This window comes from Pragia fontium DSM 5563 = ATCC 49100 (assembly GCF_900112475.1).
GTDB lineage: Bacteria > Pseudomonadota > Gammaproteobacteria > Enterobacterales > Enterobacteriaceae > Pragia > Pragia fontium.
Map to the genome: position 1 here is coordinate 54,756 of NZ_FOLW01000011.1, position 16,856 is coordinate 71,611.

General features: G+C 45.4%; 18 protein-coding genes. 13 read left to right on the forward strand and 5 right to left on the reverse strand.

Going from position 1 to position 16,856, the window contains the following annotated elements; translation table 11 throughout:
- Positions 1-140: 140 nt before the first annotated feature.
- The 3 genes from BMZ28_RS14240 to BMZ28_RS14250 form a co-directional block, all read right to left on the reverse strand.
- Positions 141-1,010, reverse strand: coding sequence for a phosphoribulokinase (locus tag BMZ28_RS14240; RefSeq protein ID WP_074824220.1), 870 nt, complete (start codon positions 1,008-1,010; stop codon positions 141-143).
- A gap of 91 nt (positions 1,011-1,101) precedes the next feature.
- On the reverse strand, positions 1,102-1,353 hold the full coding sequence (locus tag BMZ28_RS14245) for a YheU family protein (protein WP_047779672.1): 252 nt from the start codon (positions 1,351-1,353) through the stop codon (positions 1,102-1,104).
- Positions 1,350-2,330 (reverse strand): hydrolase, encoded by a 981-nt coding sequence (locus tag BMZ28_RS14250; protein WP_074824222.1) that lies wholly within the window; start codon positions 2,328-2,330, stop codon positions 1,350-1,352. The genes BMZ28_RS14245 and BMZ28_RS14250 overlap by 4 nt, the downstream gene beginning before the upstream one ends.
- Positions 2,331-2,430: 100 nt before the next feature.
- Here BMZ28_RS14250 and BMZ28_RS14255 point away from each other — a divergent pair, with 100 nt between their 5' ends.
- Positions 2,431-3,033, forward strand: a complete 603-nt coding sequence (locus tag BMZ28_RS14255) for a LysE family translocator (protein ID WP_074824225.1) — start codon at positions 2,431-2,433, stop codon at positions 3,031-3,033.
- A 52-nt stretch (positions 3,034-3,085) separates the two neighbouring features.
- Here BMZ28_RS14255 and BMZ28_RS14260 read toward each other — a convergent pair whose 3' ends face one another.
- Positions 3,086-5,008 carry an ABC transporter ATP-binding protein gene (locus tag BMZ28_RS14260; RefSeq protein ID WP_074824228.1) on the reverse strand — a complete coding sequence of 641 codons (1,923 nt, stop codon included), beginning with the start codon at positions 5,006-5,008 and terminating at the stop codon, positions 3,086-3,088.
- Between the two features lie 349 nt (positions 5,009-5,357).
- On the opposite strand from BMZ28_RS14260, the gene kefG reads away from it, so the two are divergent.
- From kefG to slyD, 3 genes are all read left to right on the forward strand, one after another.
- The gene (gene kefG / locus BMZ28_RS14265) at positions 5,358-5,909 is read left to right on the forward strand and encodes a glutathione-regulated potassium-efflux system ancillary protein KefG (RefSeq protein ID WP_074824232.1); all 552 of its coding nucleotides are present in this window, start codon (positions 5,358-5,360) and stop codon (positions 5,907-5,909) included.
- A complete protein-coding gene (gene kefB, locus BMZ28_RS14270; protein WP_074824234.1) occupies positions 5,909-7,747 on the forward strand; it encodes a glutathione-regulated potassium-efflux system protein KefB in 1,839 nt (612 codons plus the stop codon). Before kefG ends, kefB begins: the two co-directional genes overlap by 1 nt.
- Before the next feature lie 160 nt (positions 7,748-7,907).
- On the forward strand, positions 7,908-8,537 hold the full coding sequence (gene slyD, locus BMZ28_RS14275) for a peptidylprolyl isomerase (RefSeq protein ID WP_074824237.1): 630 nt from the start codon (positions 7,908-7,910) through the stop codon (positions 8,535-8,537).
- A gap of 71 nt (positions 8,538-8,608) precedes the next feature.
- Here slyD and BMZ28_RS14280 read toward each other — a convergent pair whose 3' ends face one another.
- A complete protein-coding gene (locus BMZ28_RS14280; protein ID WP_047779679.1) occupies positions 8,609-8,836 on the reverse strand; it encodes a SlyX family protein in 228 nt (75 codons plus the stop codon).
- 174 nt (positions 8,837-9,010) lie between these two features.
- Between BMZ28_RS14280 and BMZ28_RS14285 the strand changes: the two genes are divergently transcribed.
- The 9 genes from BMZ28_RS14285 (at position 9,011) to fusA (ending at position 16,807) form a co-directional block, all read left to right on the forward strand.
- Positions 9,011-10,483, forward strand: coding sequence for an FKBP-type peptidyl-prolyl cis-trans isomerase (locus tag BMZ28_RS14285; protein WP_074824240.1), 1,473 nt, complete (start codon positions 9,011-9,013; stop codon positions 10,481-10,483).
- Between the two features lie 220 nt (positions 10,484-10,703).
- A complete protein-coding gene (fkpA, locus tag BMZ28_RS14290) occupies positions 10,704-11,498 on the forward strand; it encodes an FKBP-type peptidyl-prolyl cis-trans isomerase (RefSeq protein ID WP_074824242.1) in 795 nt (264 codons plus the stop codon).
- Positions 11,499-11,657: 159 nt separating this feature from the next.
- On the forward strand, positions 11,658-12,371 hold the full coding sequence (locus BMZ28_RS14295) for a helix-turn-helix transcriptional regulator (protein WP_047779681.1): 714 nt from the start codon (positions 11,658-11,660) through the stop codon (positions 12,369-12,371).
- Positions 12,368-12,760 (forward strand): sulfurtransferase complex subunit TusD, encoded by a 393-nt coding sequence (tusD, locus tag BMZ28_RS14300; RefSeq protein ID WP_047779682.1) that lies wholly within the window; start codon positions 12,368-12,370, stop codon positions 12,758-12,760. The genes BMZ28_RS14295 and tusD overlap by 4 nt, the downstream gene beginning before the upstream one ends.
- Positions 12,761-12,776: 16 nt before the next feature.
- The gene (tusC, locus tag BMZ28_RS14305) at positions 12,777-13,136 is read left to right on the forward strand and encodes a sulfurtransferase complex subunit TusC (protein WP_047779683.1); all 360 of its coding nucleotides are present in this window, start codon (positions 12,777-12,779) and stop codon (positions 13,134-13,136) included.
- A 9-nt stretch (positions 13,137-13,145) separates the two neighbouring features.
- The gene (gene tusB / locus BMZ28_RS14310) at positions 13,146-13,433 is read left to right on the forward strand and encodes a sulfurtransferase complex subunit TusB (protein ID WP_047779684.1); all 288 of its coding nucleotides are present in this window, start codon (positions 13,146-13,148) and stop codon (positions 13,431-13,433) included.
- A gap of 231 nt (positions 13,434-13,664) precedes the next feature.
- Positions 13,665-14,039 (forward strand): 30S ribosomal protein S12, encoded by a 375-nt coding sequence (rpsL, locus tag BMZ28_RS14315; RefSeq protein ID WP_047779685.1) that lies wholly within the window; start codon positions 13,665-13,667, stop codon positions 14,037-14,039.
- Positions 14,040-14,135: 96 nt separating this feature from the next.
- Positions 14,136-14,606, forward strand: coding sequence for a 30S ribosomal protein S7 (rpsG, locus tag BMZ28_RS14320; protein ID WP_047779686.1), 471 nt, complete (start codon positions 14,136-14,138; stop codon positions 14,604-14,606).
- Positions 14,607-14,701: 95 nt separating this feature from the next.
- Complete coding sequence (gene fusA / locus BMZ28_RS14325; protein ID WP_047779687.1) at positions 14,702-16,807, forward strand: elongation factor G; 2,106 nt, start codon at positions 14,702-14,704, stop codon at positions 16,805-16,807.
- Positions 16,808-16,856 lie beyond the last annotated feature (49 nt).

Consider the following 16,856-nt stretch of genomic DNA (forward strand, 5'->3'; position numbering starts at 1 on the left):
GAACACAACCTGTTTTACCTAATAGTACCTGACACTTATGGTTTTAACACAGGTTGAGCGAAGAGTCTCGTGTTGTCTTATTAAAATGAGGGTTAAGCTGCGTAATCACTGGTTGTTTGCTCATTTTACCCACGATATTTTTACTCTAATATCCGGCCTTCTAATAATTGCTGGATTAACGGAGTAATAATCAATTCCATGGCCAGCCCAAACTTGCCGCCGGGGATCACCAGCGTATTGGTTTGGGAGATAAATGAACCCTGCAACATCGCCAGCAAGTAAGGGAAATCGATACCGGTTAATCCCCTAAAATGGATCACCACCAAGCTTTCATCCATGGTTGGAATACTCTTAGCCGAAAAGGGATCGGATGTATCAACGGTGGGGACTCGCTGAAAGTTAATATGGGTGCGGGAAAATTGAGGGGTAATATAGTTGATGTAGTCATCCATTGAACGTACAACGGAGTCGAGAACGGCCTCACGGGAATGTTCCCGTTCACCGGTGTCGCGAATCAGTTTTTGTATCCATTCCAAATTGACGATAGGAACAACTCCAACCAGCAGATCAACGTGCTGTGCGACATTTTGCTTAGCGGTGACAATACCGCCATGCAGTCCTTCATAAAATAGCAGGTCGGTTTCTTCTGGCAGTGCCTGCCAAGGGGTAAAGCTGCCCGGTAATTGGTTATAGGGCATCGCTTCATCGTAGGTATGTAAATATTTTCGGGTATGGCCAGTACCGGTCTTACCATATTCGATAAAGCTGTTTTCCAATTGGGAAAAGTCGTTGGCTTCCGGGCCAAAATAGCTAATATGGCGTCCTTGCTCTCTGGCTTTGCGGATTTCTGCATCCATTTCCGGGCGGGTATATCGATGATAAGCATCGCCGTCGATGCGGGCGGCATTGAGCTGTAGCTGCTGGAAAATTTTCCGGAAAGCCAAACTGGTAGTGGTGGTACCGGCACCGCTAGAGCCGGTAACCGCAATAATCGGATGCTTTGCTGACATTGGCCTGATTCCTTATTTTCATTGTTATTTTTTAATGGTTATTGGGTAGAGCATAGTTCAGCGCCGGGAAGGTATTAGCAAAAATTTCGGGCTAATTAAAATCCGGATAAGGCTGTTCTTCAGCACCATCGCTGAACTGGTCTTTTAACATGATATTGATAGTTTCATGCAGTTCTGACCAGATCAATACTAACTTTCCGCTTTTTAGCTGACGTTTAATATCATCCACTTTTTGTTGTAAGGTCTTCTCCTGCTCCCCATAGTCGGTCCCTTCACGCAGAACAAATGATTCGATAATACTTTCTAAGGTTTCTGGCGGCAGTTCTTGCCACGGGATGATCATGCTGTTTTCTCCAGATAAGGGGTCAGCCATTCAGGGATGCGTTGTTCCAACCACATTTTTGGTTTTTTCCAGGTTCCACTGACGAATCCAACGTGTCCGCCATGTTCCGTTAGCTGGTATTCAATATTTTCCGGCAGCTGGCTGAGATCGGGGATCACCTCCGGCGCCATAAATGGGTCGTCTTTGGCGTGAATAATCAGCAGTGGGATTTGGATGGCAGGCAACATGGGTAAGGCACTGCACTGATGGTAATAGTCATCGGCATTTTTGAAGCCATGCAGTGGGGCGGTCAAGGTGTTATCAAATTCACGAATGGAATGGATATTTTTTAGTGAAAAATTGGGTAAGGGCATGATGTCAGGATAGCGATCCAACTTACGCTGAGTACTGTGTTTTAACTCATTGAGTAGATAACGGTTATAAACTCGGGACAGTCCCTGTTCCAAACGGTAGGAGCAAGGCCCGAGCATCAATGGGGCTGAGACAATCACCGCCGCTTGCAATAGCGTATTTTCTCCGGCTTCAGCCAGATAGCATCCCAGCATATTGCCGCCAAGCGAGTAACCTACTGCCGCGGTAGGGGCGGGACCTAAAGTTTGGTGCAGCCAGTTAAGGAAAAAGCGGCTATCGCCTGTTTCTCCTGAATGGTAGGCGCGGGGGCTTCGGTTAGGTTCTCCGCTGCATCCGCGGAAATGCATGACTACCGCCAGCCAGCCATTTTTTCGGCAAACGTCCATTAAGCCATGAGCATAAGGACTATTGACGCTACCTTCCAGACCGTGAAATAGAACTAAACGCGGTTTATGTTTAGCGCCTTCTGGCGCTTCGCTCCAGGCCAGATCGACAAAGTCACCATCAGGTAGATCAAGCCGCTGCCAGACCGGCTGCTGTTCTATTTTTCGGCGAATAAGACGTGGCAGAAGGGTTTGTATATGCGGATTAGCTGTTCCACGCATCGGTTGAAATTGTGCATCCATAACTGATTAAATTCACTCAAAGGGACTTGTGCGATCAATATCACACTGATAGCTTGAATGGAATGACTAAACATCTCGCGAAGGCGAAGGGTTACGCAAAATGGAGTTAGGCTGGTTTTTTTCAATGTTGATGTTTTTATGGATAGCGGCGGTAACGCCGGGTCCAAATAATATGTTACTCACTTCATCTACCGCCAACTTTGGTTTTGTTCGTTCTCTGCCACTGATGTTCGGCATTATGATGGGAATGCAGCTCCTGCTACTGTTGGTTGCCGCCGGAGTTGGAACACTGATAACTGCTTATCCTCCTTTGCATCTGATATTGAAGATTTTGGGTAGTCTGTACCTGATTTGGCTGGCGTGGAAAATAGCCACTTCCCGTTACGAAAAGCTGGAAACGGATAAAGGTTCGGTTAAGCCGATTCGTTTATATCAGGGATTGTTATTGCAGGCGTTAAACCCTAAAGCTTGGTTGATGGGGTTGGGTTCTATTGCCAGCTACAGTCTGGCCGGGAGTATGTACAGCGCTTCGGTGATCGCGATCAGCGTCGCAATGTTTATGGTGAATTTAGTGGCAGGCTTGGTTTGGATGGGCTTTGGTTCAGCGATTAGCCGTTTATTGAGAAGTCGCCAATCGTGGGCGATCTTTAACGTATCGATGGGGATTCTGACCGCGGGGTGTGTGGTTTTTATCTGGCAATAGGTTGTAAATTAAAAGAGGGAACCGAGTAAAGGTTCCCCCCTGAGTATCAGCTTTAGCCGTTATCCTGATTAAAGCTGTTGGTCATCTCTTCCAACTGTTCATGTAATTCCAGCCAGTGCATTTCACACTCTTCCTGAGCTGACTTAACTGCGACCTGCTGCTGCAGTAATTTGGTTAACTCCGCTTTCTTTTCTGCTTCATAAATCGCACTGTCGGATAGCGACTGTTCAATATCGCTAAGCTGTTTAGACAGTTTCTCTAGTTCGTTATCCAGCTTGTCGATTTTTTTGCGGATTGGCTGAGTTTGTGCTCTGAAATCTGCTTCACGGCGTTTTTGGTCTTTTCGGGCCTGGGCGCTGTTGGCGGTAGACTCTTTGCTGCTCTCTTCCGGTTGAAGTTCCTGTTTTTGTAGATCGACCAGCCACTGTTGATAATCTTCAATGTCGCCGTCAAAAGGCTCAACTTTTTGGTCATGAACCAGATACAGCTCATCGGTGGTGGAACGCAGTAAGTGACGATCGTGGGATACCACAACCAAGGCACCATCAAAGTCGATCAGGGCTTCGGTTAGCGCCTGACGCATATCAAGGTCGAGGTGGTTAGTCGGTTCATCAAGCAGCAACAGGTTTGGTCTTTGCCAGACGATTAGCGCCAGTACCAAACGGGCTTTTTCACCGCCGGAAAAACGTTCAGTATTTTCACTTACTTTATCGCCGCGAAATCCGAACCCACCCAGATAATCACGTAATGGCTGCTCAAATTCTTGCGGAGCCAGGCGACTAAGGTGCTGTAACGGGGACTCGTCCGAGCGCAGCGTCTCTAACTGATGCTGGGCGAAATAGCCCAGCTTGATACCTTTCGCCAAGCCAATTTCACCCTGTTGGGGAGTCAACGTTCCAGCCAGCAGTTTGATCAGGGTTGATTTACCGGCACCGTTGCGACCCAATAGCCCAATACGTGAACCCGGTACCAGATTCAGTTTGATTGATTGCAGAATAGTTTTATCACCGTAGCCAGCGCTGACCTTTTCCATTCTTAGCAGTGGATTTGGCAGGCTTTCTGGTTCCCGGAAGCTAAAATGGAACGGATTATCAACGTGGGCTGGGGCAATCAGCTCCATGCGCTCCAGCATCTTAATTCTGCTCTGGGCCTGTTTGGCTTTAGTGGCTTTGGCTTTGAAGCGGTCAATATAGCTTTGTAGATGTGCCACTTTTTCTTGCTGACTTTGGTATAAAGCCTGCTGCTGCGATAGCTTAGCGACTCGCTGGCGCTCAAAAGAGGAGTAGTTACCTGTGTATTCGAATAACTGCTGTTGCTCAATATGCAGAATTTTATCGACGATCGGATCGAGGAAATCGCGGTCGTGCGAAATCAGAATTAAGGTGCCGTCGTAGTTTTTCAGCCATTTTTCCAACCAGATTACTGCGTCCAAATCCAAGTGGTTGGTCGGTTCATCCAGCAGGAGTAAATCGGAACGGCACAATAGGGCCTGTGCCAGATTCAGACGCATCCGCCATCCACCTGAGAAAGCGCTAACGGATTGTTGTAACTGTTCCTGAGAGAAGCCTAATCCGTGCAGTAAACTTGAAGCGCGAGGATAAATGGTCCAAGCCTGAATAGCATCCAGTTTGCCATGTAGCAAAGCGATAGCATGTCCATCATCTTTTTCGTTAGCTACAGCCAGTTCGCGTTCTAACTGGCGATACTCTCTGTCGCCATCAATAACGTACTCAATCGCTGGTATATCCAGAGCGGGAGTTTCCTGATTGACCCATGATAGCGCCCAGGCGGAAGGGAACGTGAAGCTACCTCCGTCAGCGGTTAGTTCGCCTTTTAATAACGAGAGCAGGGTGGATTTACCGCAGCCATTTTTGCCCACTAAGCCAACTTTCTGGCCGGGGTTAATAGTTGCTGTGGCGTTATCGAGTAATACATTCACGCCGCGTCGGATTTGTAACGAAGAAAATACAATCATAGGGTCACGTATCTGGTTATCTGTAACAAGGCTATCAATTGGCTAAAAAACCTAAAGCCAATGATGAAACCATTGATAGAAAATAGCGGGAGGAGGAGTACACTCTCAATCGCGCTATTTTTAGTATTATTATTAAAAAGCAATGTGTTCAGGGTGGTTGATAATGGGAGATTAGGTTACTTATCACCATCTCTTTTTTCATCATCTTATTTATCAACATCTGGATACATTAGCTAGACTTATAGCGTGTGATGTTCGTACAAAACAGTCATCTGTTCACGTCAATAATTAAATAAGTTATGCATGGTAGCGGAAAATGTCAGCGATGACGATGTTTAGGGGAAACGAAATGTCACACTTACCGAAAGTGCTTGTCTTGTTTGCCCACCCGGAGCCTAAACGCTCGGTGGCCAACAAAGCGTTATTAAGAGTGATCCGAAATTTAGATAATGTGACGGTTCGCGATTTATACGCCTATTATCCTGATTTCTTTATTCATACCCACCGGGAACATCAACTGTTAAGGGAGCATGACACTATCGTGTTTCAGTTTCCTATACACACCTATGGTTGCCCGGCTTTAATGAAAGAATGGATTGATAGGGTATTGAACCTTCAGTTTGCCGGAAGTATTGGCGGGAATGAATTATCAGGTAAGCGTTTCCGGCTGGTGGTGACTGCTGGGGGGACGGAGAACAGCTATCAACCAGGGGGTTCGGTGGGCTATTCATTTCAGGATATTTTATTACCGTTTCGCATTATGGCTAAATCTTGTGGAATGGTATGGGTTGATCCGATGATTATTTATCGCGCCCGTCGTCTTGAAGACGATCAGTTACAGCAGTATGCCCTGAAGTATGCTGAATGGTTGAGCGTGTCTGCGGAAGAGGGCAACCAATAATGGAAACTTCACCACAGTTGGCCGCGGTTTTAATTTTTCTGTCTGTTGCCGTTTTAGCGGTTCCTCTTGCCCGACGCGTTGGTATTGGTGCGGTACTCGGCTATTTGATAGCTGGAATTGCTATCGGTCCGTGGGGATTTCGCCTGATTAACGATGTGGATGAGATTCTACACTTTTCCGAAATGGGTGTGGTTCTACTGTTGTTCGTTATCGGATTAGAGTTGAATCCAGCCAAACTCTGGAAGATGAGAAAGCCTATTTTTGGTTTAGGTACGGCTCAGGTGTTGTTCACGACGGCGATTATCTGTGGATTGTTATATTGGGCTGGTTTCGGCTTATCGGCGGCGATCATCGGTGCTCTGGGGTTGTCGATGTCTTCTACGGCCATGGCTTTACAGTTGATGAAAGAGAAAGGCATGCGCGGTGATGGAGGGCAATCCGGTTTTGCCGTCTTGCTGTTTCAAGATATGGCGGTTGTTCCGGCTTTAGCGTTAGTGCCGATCTTGGCGGGGAAAAGTACCGGTGATGCGGATTGGTTTACCGTACTCAGTAAAGTCGTCGGATTAGCAATATTAGTGCTCGCTTGTCGTTACCTATTAAGACCTATTTTCCGTTACGTGGCGTCATCCGGTGTACGGGAAGTATTTACTGCCACTGCGCTGTTAGTGGTGTTGGGTGCCGCAGCGCTGATGCAAGAAATTGGTTTCTCAATGGCGTTGGGAACGTTTCTGGCAGGGGTACTGTTAGCTGAAAGTGAGTATCAGCACGAATTGGAAGTGGCTATCGAGCCTTTTAAAGGGTTATTGTTGGGGCTATTTTTTATTTCGGTGGGTATGGTGTTGAATCTGGGGGTTTTCTACTCCCATTTTCTACAGGTCTTAATCTGGGTTTGTGTATTGTTGTTGGTTAAAGGCTCGGTACTGTATGGACTCGCGCGCTTTTTCCGCATTAATCGCTCAGAGCGTTTGCAGTTTTCTGCGGTGTTGAGTCAGGGAGGAGAGTTTGCCTTTGTGCTGTTTGCCGCGGCTCGGGCGCAGAATATTTTTGATACTGAGCAGATTTCACTGTTGCTGGTCGTTGTGACGATTTCGATGATGACTACGCCGTTTATGATGCAGATTGTTGACCGAATTTTGGCTCGACGCTATAACTCTGGTGAAGAGAATGACCAGAAATCTGATGTAGAAGACGATGAACCACAGGTTATTGTGGTGGGATTTGGGCGTTTTGGTCAGGTCGTTGGACGTTTGTTGATGGCCAATGAAATTCGTTTAACGGTGTTGGAACGCGATGTCAGTCAGGTCGGTATTTTGCGCAGCCACGGTTATAAGGTTTACTATGGCGATGCAACTGAGCTTGAGCTATTACGGGCTGCTGGTGCGGCGAAAGCCAAAGCGATTGTAATTGCCAGTGATCTACCAGAAGAAACCATGACCATCGTTCATCTCTGTCAGCAATACTTTCCCAATCTATCTATTTTGGCGCGTGCCAGAGGTCGAGTTGAAGCTCATGAATTATTAAGTGCCGGCGTCGAGCTTTTCTCCAGAGAGACATTTTCCAGTGCAACGGATCTTGCTCGTAAGGCCTTAATTGATTTGGGGATGCACCCTCATCAAGCCTATCGAGCGCAACAGTATTTTAAACGGCTGGATGAAAGTATGTTGCGTGAATTAGTGCCGGTTAGACAGGGAAATATGCAGCAGATATCACGTGTAGCAGAAGCGAGACGTGAACTGGAAAACCTCTTCCAGCGAGAGATGCAGTATGACAGTAAATTATCTGACGATTGGGATTTGGACGAAGAGGTTCAAGAAACCAAGCATGATACCTTGGATTGATGATGAGATAACCTGATGGCGCTTTTATTTTTGCAAATGAATATTCGACATTGGTCGTACTTAGTAATATAAAGTTGCCTAAATTTTTATCTCAGTGAGTACAGCGCCGTTGATTTCAGCTACAATCAGCGGAAATTAGGTATCAACGGTAGGAGAAATCATGAAAGTAGCAAAAGACCTAGTGGTCAGCCTGGCATATCAGGTTCGTACAGAAGACGGTGTATTAGTTGATGAGTCTCCGGTGAGCGCACCGCTGGACTATCTGCACGGACATGGTTCTCTGATCGCGGGTTTAGAAAAAGCATTGGAAAACCATGCGGTAGGCGATCGTTTTGACGTGTTTGTAACGGCAAATGAAGCGTATGGCGATTATGATGAAGTGTTGGTTCAGCGCGTACCTAAAGATGTTTTCATGGGCGTTGATGAGCTTCAGGTTGGTATGCGCTTTTTAGCCGATACCGATCAAGGGCCTGTTCCGGTTGAAATTACCGAAGTAGAAGACGACCACGTGGTGGTTGATGGTAACCATATGCTGGCTGGTCAGAATCTGAACTTCAATGTAGAAGTGGTAGCGATTCGCGAAGCGACTGAAGAAGAATTAGCTCATGGTCATGTACATGGTGAGCACGATCACCATGGTGAAGGCGGCTGCTGTGGCGGCAATGGTCACGGCGAAGGCGGTGGTTGTTGCGGTGGTGGTGGTCACGACCATGACCACGATCATGAACACGGTGAAGGTGGCTGTGGCGGTCATGGCAAAGGCAACGATGGTTGTGGTTGCAGCCATTAATACGGCATTCATAGCAATTAAAATGGCAGCTTAAGGGCTGCCATTTTCTTTGGTATATTTTAAGCCCAGCATTAGTAGTGTGGTGGTGGGACTTCTTCTGATAGTGGTGCAATCATCGAAGGTTGTGACTCTTTTAGTTTATCGCTTAATAGTCTCAACTGTTCTTGAAGTTTTGCTATTTCACGCTGGTGTTGAATGATTGCCTGATTGAGATCGTCAATAGTCACCTCCTGAAAGGCTTGACGACTTTCAAGTAGTTCTAGTCGCTGTAGTAGTCTTTCAATATCGAGCTGTTGCATGTTATCTCCGGTGAATAGTGATTAGTCTGATTTGATGAATATGATATTAAATCAGCGAAAAAATTTGTAATATGTGTGTTGAATCGAATGCTTGCCATCGAGTTTTGTTATTGTAATAAAGGGAAGTAAGCGTTTAATTGGATTATTCTACAATGAAACACAAGGAATATATTGATGTCTTTTTTAAATAAGCATTCATACGTGATTGGTGCTTTGCTTTTTGCATTGCCCGTTTTTAGCATTTCTGCTAATCAGTTAACGAATAATAACAAAAATGAGAAGAATGAGAACGTAGTACAGGCTGAATCTACCCCGGTTAAGGAGCAATCAACTGCATCAGTAGAAGCCGTTGGTTCAGTTCAAAAGGATGCGGTTGTATCCACATCAACTCCGGAACAAGCTATTGTCGCAGAGCATGTTCCAGCTGCTGTTTCGGTGGGACTTGTTGCTCAGGTTGAGAAAGACGCCACAGAATCAGCACCTGCTCAGAAATCATCTTCTGAGGCAGCGTCAGTAGAAAAAGTTTCTGCAGAACAAGTTGTTGCACCAACCACACCGGTGAAAACCGCCGTTCAGGTTAAGAAAGATGCTTCAGAGTCTAGCCAAGCTAAGGACCCATCTTCCACAGCTGCACTGGCAGACGCTGCCGTTCAGGCCGAGGAAGAGGCTACAGAATCTACTCCTGCTCAGAAACAATCTCCGGCAACAGTGGCAGTAGTAGAAGCTACTGAACAAGCATTAACAGTACCGGTAGAAGCGGAGAAAGATGTTGCTGTATCTACTACAGCTGATCCTGCAATAGTGGCAGTCGATACGGCTGAGCAAGCTCAGAAGGACAATGCAGTCTCTATATCAGGTTTAGTTGTTACAACACCGCAAGAACAAGCGCCATTAGCCGAAAAAAATCAGGTTAAACCTAGCGTTAAAGATGATAACAAAGAAAAAAGTTCGGCACCGACAGAAGACAAAATGTTAGAGACGTCTTCGTTATCTGCTGTGAAATTTCATTTAAACAGTGAAGAACAACGCCGTGCCTATGCGAGTGGTGTGGCCTTAGCACGTTATTTACAAGAAAATATGGCCCAGCAGCAGAAACTGCATATCACGTTGGATCCTAAAATTGTTTTAGCCGGTATCGTTGATACTTTTGGTAATGATATCAAAATGGATGAAGCCACGATTAAACAAACCATGGATGTGTTTGACGATCAGGTTAATACCTTGAATAAAGCCAAGGTTGAACAGGATGCCCGCCATGAGAGTGAAATGGGTAAGGCATTTCAGGCTGAATTTGCTCAGCAGGATGGAGTGAAAAAAAATAAAACCGGCCTGCTTTATCTGATCGAGAAAAAAGGATCTGGCGCAGCAATTACCGATAAAAATACGGTTGAACTTGAATTGCAGGGTATGTTGGTCAATGGAACTGTATTTGAGAAAACAACAACCCCAATTATTTTGAAAGTAGCGGATGTGATTCCTGCTTTACGTAGCGGAATTAAACTGGCTGGTAACGGTGGTAAAATTAAACTCGTGGTACCGCCAGAACAGGCTTATGGGGAAAAAGGTGCGCTACCAAGTATTCCACCTAATGCAACATTAGTATTTGAAATTACGGTGTTACGTGTAAATCCAAGTAAAGCTAAATAATGACAGTGATGTTATTGATGGTTCGTTGAAAGATTATATTTATTCTCTTAGCGAACCATTACGTTTTATGCTGTCGAAGATTAGGTCATGAAGTTCATAAACACTTATCATTGAGTAATAAGATTTTTTGATACTCTTTGATTATATTTATCGATAACCTGTATGGTATAAATTCCGGGTTTATTTGTTGCGTAATATTTTCCTATCACTGGAGAAGTAGATGAAATCATTATTTAAAGTAACGCTGTTAGCGACCTCGATGGCTTTTGCTACTGGTGCTATGGCTGACGATGCCGCGTCGAAAACAGCAGCGCCAGCTGCGGCAACACCAGCAACTGCGCCAGCATCAGCTGTAAAATTTGACAGCGAAGATCAGAAAGCGGCTTATGCTTTAGGTGCTTCTCTGGGCGGTTATATGAATAACTCGCTGAAGGATCAAGATAAGTTGGGTGTTGTATTAGACCGCACCCAAATTCAAGCGGGTTTTAAAGATGCGTTTGAAAGCCAAAGTAAATTAAGTGATGCTGAAATTGAGCAGACGTTGCAAACCTTTGAAAATCGCGTGAAAGAAAAAGCTCAAGCGAAAATGATGGAAGAGGCGAAGGTCAATGAAGCTAAGGGTGCAGAGTATCGCGCTAAATTTGCTAAAGAAGCCGGTGTGAAGAAAACCGAGTCAGGTCTGCTGTATAAAGTAGAAACTGCCGGTACGGGTGCAGCCCCTAAAGACAGCGACAGTGTGGTAGTGAACTACAAAGGTACCTTGATTGATGGTACTGAGTTTGATAATTCTTACAAACGTAACCAACCAGCAACTTTCCGTTTAGATAGCGTGATTCCTGGCTGGACTGAAGGTCTTAAGAATCTGAAAAAAGGTGGGAAAATGACGTTAGTTATTCCTCCTGCTTTAGCTTATGGCGATAATGTGATTCCGGGTATTCCGGTTAATTCTACTCTGGTCTTCCAGGTTGAATTACTGGATATCAAAGCAGAAGCGGCAGAACCGAAGAAAAAATAATTTTTAAGCATTAACCGAAAACCGCATGAGAAATCCTGCGGTTTTTTTATTTCTTAAGTTAGTCTGGTATTTGCTAGACTAAAGCAACATACCAAGAATGAGTCTCCAGGTTTTTTCAGTCTGAGGACCAACGTAGACTAAATATATTGGAGAAACGCAATGTCACATTCGCAATTATCCAGCGAGTATGAACCGTTGGATGAGCAGCCATTTACCCGCGAAGATCATAATATTTTATGTTCTTATGAATCCGTGGTTGACGGATTAGCGATGCTGATTGGTTCGCACTGCGAGATCGTTTTGCATTCACTTGAAGATTTGAAGTGTTCCGCGGTACGTATCGCGAACGGTGAACATACCGGACGTAAAATAGGTTCTCCGATTACCGATATGGCTTTACGCATGTTGCATGCCATGTCTCATGATGACAGTAGCGTTTCCAAGGCTTATTTTACTCGGGCAAAAAGTGGCTCACTGATGAAGTCACTCACTATCGCTATCCGTAATAAAGAACGTCGAGTTATTGGTCTGCTGTGTATCAATATGAATCTGGATGTGCCCTTTTCTCAAATCATGCAAACCTTTATTCCACCGGAAGCGAAAGAGGCTCACTCGAATGTGAACTTTGCTTCATCCGTCGATGATCTGGTTGCACAAACGCTAGAGTTCAGTATTGAAGAGGTCAATGCCGATCGCAACGTCTCAAATAATGCCAAGAATCGCCAAATTGTGCTCAATTTGTATGAGAAAGGCATTTTTGATATTAAAGATTCGATTAACCAGGTTGCCGATCGATTGAATATCTCTAAACATACGGTGTATCTCTATATTCGCCAGTTTAAAAATGGTGATTTTTCAGGAAACGAGAAGTGAGTTTAAGCTATGCCTTGTTGGTGACGGGGCCAGCTTATGGAACTCAACAAGCAACCAGCGCTTGGCTGTTTTCGCAGGCGTTGATTGAAAAAGGCCATAAGATACAAAGCGTTTTTTTCTATCGGGAAGGGGTGAATAACGCCAATCAGTTGGTTTCTCCGGCCAGTGACGAGTTTCATTTGGTGACCGCATGGCAAACGTTGGCTGAGCAGCAGGGAACGCTACTACATGTATGTGTGGCCGCCGCGTTACGTCGAGGCGTGGTCGATAAACAGGAAGCTGAATTGCAAAAGCTACCGGTGGCTAATTTGCAATCCGGATTTGTGTTAAGCGGCTTGGGGTCATTAGCGGAAGCCATGTTGACTTGCGATCGAATTGTTCAGTTTTAGCTTAGAGCCGCGGATCATGAAGAAAATTGCATTTGTATTTACTCAAGCCCCTCACGGCACTTCTGGTGGAAGAGAAGGGTTGGATGCGGTGCTAGCCACTTCCGCTTTAACGGAAGAGATCGGTTTATTTTTTCTCTCCGATGGCGTATTCCAACTGTTGCCACAACAGAATCCGGATAAAATCCTATCGCGTAACTATATTGCTACCTTTGGGGTATTGGCGTTGTATGATATTGACCAGTGCTTTATTTGTCGCGATTCTCTGACAGCGCGCGGTCTCAATGACGATTTTGAGATGGTATTAAAAGCGCAATCTCTCGAGCGTTGGCAAATCAGTGAATACTTGTCGACCTATGACGTTGTTTTAACTTTCTGAGGCGCCACGGTGTTATATACGGTTTCCCGCTCGTTTTACCAGATTGATATGGAATCATTGCTGAATATGGTAACGCAGCGTGATGTCTTGTTGTTATTGCAAGATGGCGTGACTGCGGCTATTGCAGGCAGCGCAAGTTTAAATCAATTGATGGCATGTGGTGCAGTGATTTACGCCTTAAGGGAAGATGTTGAAGCCAGAGGGCTGTTAACATTAATGGGAAATGATGTTGAACTCATCGATTATCAAGGATTCGTTGATTTAACCGTAAACCATTCTCCACAGATGGCTTGGTAATTATTTCATGAAAAGTGGAATAAAATTGGCTAGGCTTTGGTTATTCTGCATTTTTTTTCGGTTAATTGGTACGAATTAGCCAATATCGTCCGTTGTTCGTCGAACAACGCTGTATATTTCTTGACACTTACTCTCTTCAGCCATAAAATTTTGCGTCCCTCAGTGTACCTATACTCGAGGGATCGATTTATCACGTGTTTACGAAAGTAAAAAAACCAGGAGCTTTTTTTAATGGCAACAATTAATCAGCTGGTACGCAAACCGCGCTCAATGAAGGTTGCAAAAAGCAACGTTCCTGCGCTGGAAGCTTGCCCGCAGAAACGTGGCGTATGTACTCGCGTATATACCACCACTCCAAAAAAACCAAACTCTGCATTACGTAAAGTTTGTCGTGTACGCTTAACTAACGGTTTTGAAGTTTCTTCATATATAGGTGGTGAAGGCCATAACCTACAGGAACACTCCGTGATCCTGATTCGCGGTGGTCGTGTAAAAGACCTGCCGGGTGTGCGCTATCACACCGTTCGTGGTGCACTGGACTGCTCAGGTGTTAAAGACCGTAAGCAGGCTCGCTCCAAGTATGGCGTGAAGAAGCCGAAGGCTTAATGGTTACCCGTTAAGTAAGGCCAAACATTTTTAACTTAATGTCAAAATAAACTCATCGAGTTTTGGACAATCCTGAATTAACAACGGAGTAATTCCATGCCACGTCGTCGCGTCATTGGTCAGCGTAAAATTCTGCCAGATCCTAAGTTCGGATCTGACTTACTGGCCAAATTTGTAAATATTTTAATGGTAGATGGTAAGAAATCTACTGCAGAAGCTATCGTTTATAATGCGCTTGAGACTTTAGCTCAGCGTTCAGGTAAAAACGAACTGGAAGCTTTTGAAATTGCCCTGGACAACGTAAGACCAACTGTAGAAGTTAAGTCTCGTCGTGTTGGTGGTTCTACTTATCAGGTGCCGGTTGAAGTTCGCCCGGTTCGCCGTAATGCACTTGCCATGCGTTGGATTGTAGAAGCTGCTCGTAAACGCGGTGATAAATCCATGGCTTTACGCTTAGCGAATGAACTGTCTGATGCTGCAGAGAACAAAGGTACTGCAGTTAAGAAACGTGAAGACGTTCACCGTATGGCTGAAGCCAACAAGGCGTTCGCCCACTACCGCTGGTAATTTACCTTCGGTAGTCATGCTAATCATCATGCGGGCGCTTTTTAAGTTGACCCGCATGGGTTATCTGAAGAACGACCTAGTAATCGAGGAATAAAATGGCTCGTACAACCCCTATTGAGCGTTATCGCAACATCGGTATCAGTGCTCACATTGATGCCGGTAAAACAACCACAACTGAGCGTATCCTTTTTTATACTGGTGTAAACCATAAAATTGGTGAAACTCACGAAGGTTCTGCGACTATGGACTGGATGGAGCAGGAGCAGGAGCGTGGTATTACTATCACCTCAGCTGCGACTACTGCGTTCTGGTCTGGTATGGCTAAACAATTTGAACCCCATCGTGTCAATATCATTGATACCCCGGGACACGTAGACTTTACTATCGAAGTAGAGCGCTCTATGCGTGTTCTGGATGGTGCAGTAATGGTTTACTGTGCAGTTGGTGGTGTTCAGCCTCAGTCTGAAACTGTTTGGCGTCAGGCTAACAAATATAAAGTTCCACGCATCGCGTTCGTTAACAAAATGGACCGTATGGGTGCTAACTTCCTGCGTGTAGTTGAGCAGCTTAAATCACGTCTGGCAGCAAATGCTGTGCCTATTCAGTTACCAATCGGTGCTGAAGACAGCTTTACTGGCGTAATTGACTTGCTGAAAATGAAAGCAATCAACTGGAGTGATGCTGACCAAGGCGTTAGCTTCACTTATGAAGATGTTCCAGCGAACCTGTTAGAAGAAGCTAAAAAATGGCAGCAAAATGCATTTGAAGCTGCAGCTGAAGCATCTGAAGAGCTGATGGACAAGTATTTAGGCGGCGAAGAGCTGACTGAAGAAGAAGTGACTGAAGCACTGCGTAAGCGTGTCCTGAATAATGAAATTATTCTGGTTACCTGTGGTTCTGCGTTTAAGAACAAAGGTGTTCAGGCAATGTTGGATGCGGTAATTGAATATTTACCTGCACCAACCGACATCGAAGCAATTAACGGTGAACTGGAAGACGGTACCCATGCGGAACGTCATGCTAGCGATAGCGAGCCGTTCTCTGCTCTGGCGTTTAAAATTGCTACCGACCCATTCGTGGGTAACCTGACGTTCTTCCGTGTTTATTCCGGTGTTGTAAACTCTGGTGACACAGTACTGAACTCAGTGAAAGACAAGCGTGAGCGTTTTGGTCGTATCGTTCAGATGCATGCGAATAAGCGTGAAGAGATCAAAGAAGTACGTGCGGGTGATATCGCGGCAGCTATCGGTCTGAAAGATGTGACCACAGGTGACACCTTATGTGACCAAGCTAAGCCGATCATTCTGGAGCGTATGGAATTCCCTGAGCCAGTAATTTCGGTTGCAGTTGAACCAAAAACTAAAGCTGACCAAGAAAAAATGGGTATCGCTTTAGGTCGTTTGGCACAAGAAGATCCATCATTCCGCGTATCGAGTGATGAAGAGTCTGGCCAAACAATTATCGCAGGTATGGGTGAGCTACACTTAGACGTGTTAGTTGACCGTATGCGTCGCGAGTTCAACGTTGAAGCTAACATTGGTAAGCCTCAGGTTGCATACCGTGAAACAATTCGTGAAACGGCTAAAGACGTTGAAGGTAAACACGCCAAGCAGTCTGGTGGTCGTGGTCAGTATGGTCACGTTATTATCGATCTGTCTCCGTTGGAAGCTGGTGGTCCGGGTTACGAATTTGTCAACGAAATCAAGGGTGGTGTAATTCCTGGTGAATTCATCCCTGCGGTTGATAAAGGTATTCAGGAGCAGCTGAAGTCTGGTCCTCTGGCTGGTTACCCGGTAGTTGATATCAAAGTGCGTCTGCACTATGGTTCTTACCATGATGTTGACTCATCAGAACTGGCGTTTAAATTGGCCGCTTCTCTTGCCTTTAAAGAAGGCTTCATGAAAGCGAAACCAATTCTGCTGGAGCCGGTCATGAAAGTTGAAGTTGAGACTCCAGAAGACTATATGGGCGATGTAATCGGTGACTTAAACCGTCGTCGCGGCATCATTGAAGGTATGGAAGACACTGCTACAGGTAAAACTGTACGTGCTCAGGTTCCACTATCTGAAATGTTTGGTTATGCTACAGACCTGCGTTCACAAACTCAGGGTCGTGCTTCTTACTCCATGGAGTTCTTGAAGTACAGTGAAGCGCCAAGTAACGTTGCTACAGCAATTATCGAAGCTCGCAAGGCTAAATAAGCCTCACGGGTAACAATTTATATCCCAGTCCCCCTCGGATAGAGGGGGA

Excerpts from the sequence above, each read along its gene's own strand:
- BMZ28_RS14240 (WP_074824220.1), bottom strand. The coding sequence starts at position 1,010 with ATGTCAGCAAAGCATCCGATTATTGCGGTTACCGGCTCTAGCGGTGCC.
- BMZ28_RS14245 (WP_047779672.1), bottom strand. The coding sequence starts at position 1,353 with ATGATCATCCCGTGGCAAGAACTGCCGCCAGAAACCTTAGAAAGTATT.
- BMZ28_RS14250 (WP_074824222.1), bottom strand. The coding sequence starts at position 2,330 with ATGGATGCACAATTTCAACCGATGCGTGGAACAGCTAATCCGCATATA.
- BMZ28_RS14255 (WP_074824225.1), top strand. The coding sequence starts at position 2,431 with ATGGAGTTAGGCTGGTTTTTTTCAATGTTGATGTTTTTATGGATAGCG.
- BMZ28_RS14260 (WP_074824228.1), bottom strand. The coding sequence starts at position 5,008 with ATGATTGTATTTTCTTCGTTACAAATCCGACGCGGCGTGAATGTATTA.
- kefG (WP_074824232.1), top strand. The coding sequence starts at position 5,358 with ATGTCACACTTACCGAAAGTGCTTGTCTTGTTTGCCCACCCGGAGCCT.
- kefB (WP_074824234.1), top strand. The coding sequence starts at position 5,909 with ATGGAAACTTCACCACAGTTGGCCGCGGTTTTAATTTTTCTGTCTGTT.
- slyD (WP_074824237.1), top strand. The coding sequence starts at position 7,908 with ATGAAAGTAGCAAAAGACCTAGTGGTCAGCCTGGCATATCAGGTTCGT.
- BMZ28_RS14280 (WP_047779679.1), bottom strand. The coding sequence starts at position 8,836 with ATGCAACAGCTCGATATTGAAAGACTACTACAGCGACTAGAACTACTT.
- BMZ28_RS14285 (WP_074824240.1), top strand. The coding sequence starts at position 9,011 with ATGTCTTTTTTAAATAAGCATTCATACGTGATTGGTGCTTTGCTTTTT.
- fkpA (WP_074824242.1), top strand. The coding sequence starts at position 10,704 with ATGAAATCATTATTTAAAGTAACGCTGTTAGCGACCTCGATGGCTTTT.
- BMZ28_RS14295 (WP_047779681.1), top strand. The coding sequence starts at position 11,658 with ATGTCACATTCGCAATTATCCAGCGAGTATGAACCGTTGGATGAGCAG.
- tusC (WP_047779683.1), top strand. The coding sequence starts at position 12,777 with ATGAAGAAAATTGCATTTGTATTTACTCAAGCCCCTCACGGCACTTCT.
- rpsL (WP_047779685.1), top strand. The coding sequence starts at position 13,665 with ATGGCAACAATTAATCAGCTGGTACGCAAACCGCGCTCAATGAAGGTT.
- rpsG (WP_047779686.1), top strand. The coding sequence starts at position 14,136 with ATGCCACGTCGTCGCGTCATTGGTCAGCGTAAAATTCTGCCAGATCCT.
- fusA (WP_047779687.1), top strand. The coding sequence starts at position 14,702 with ATGGCTCGTACAACCCCTATTGAGCGTTATCGCAACATCGGTATCAGT.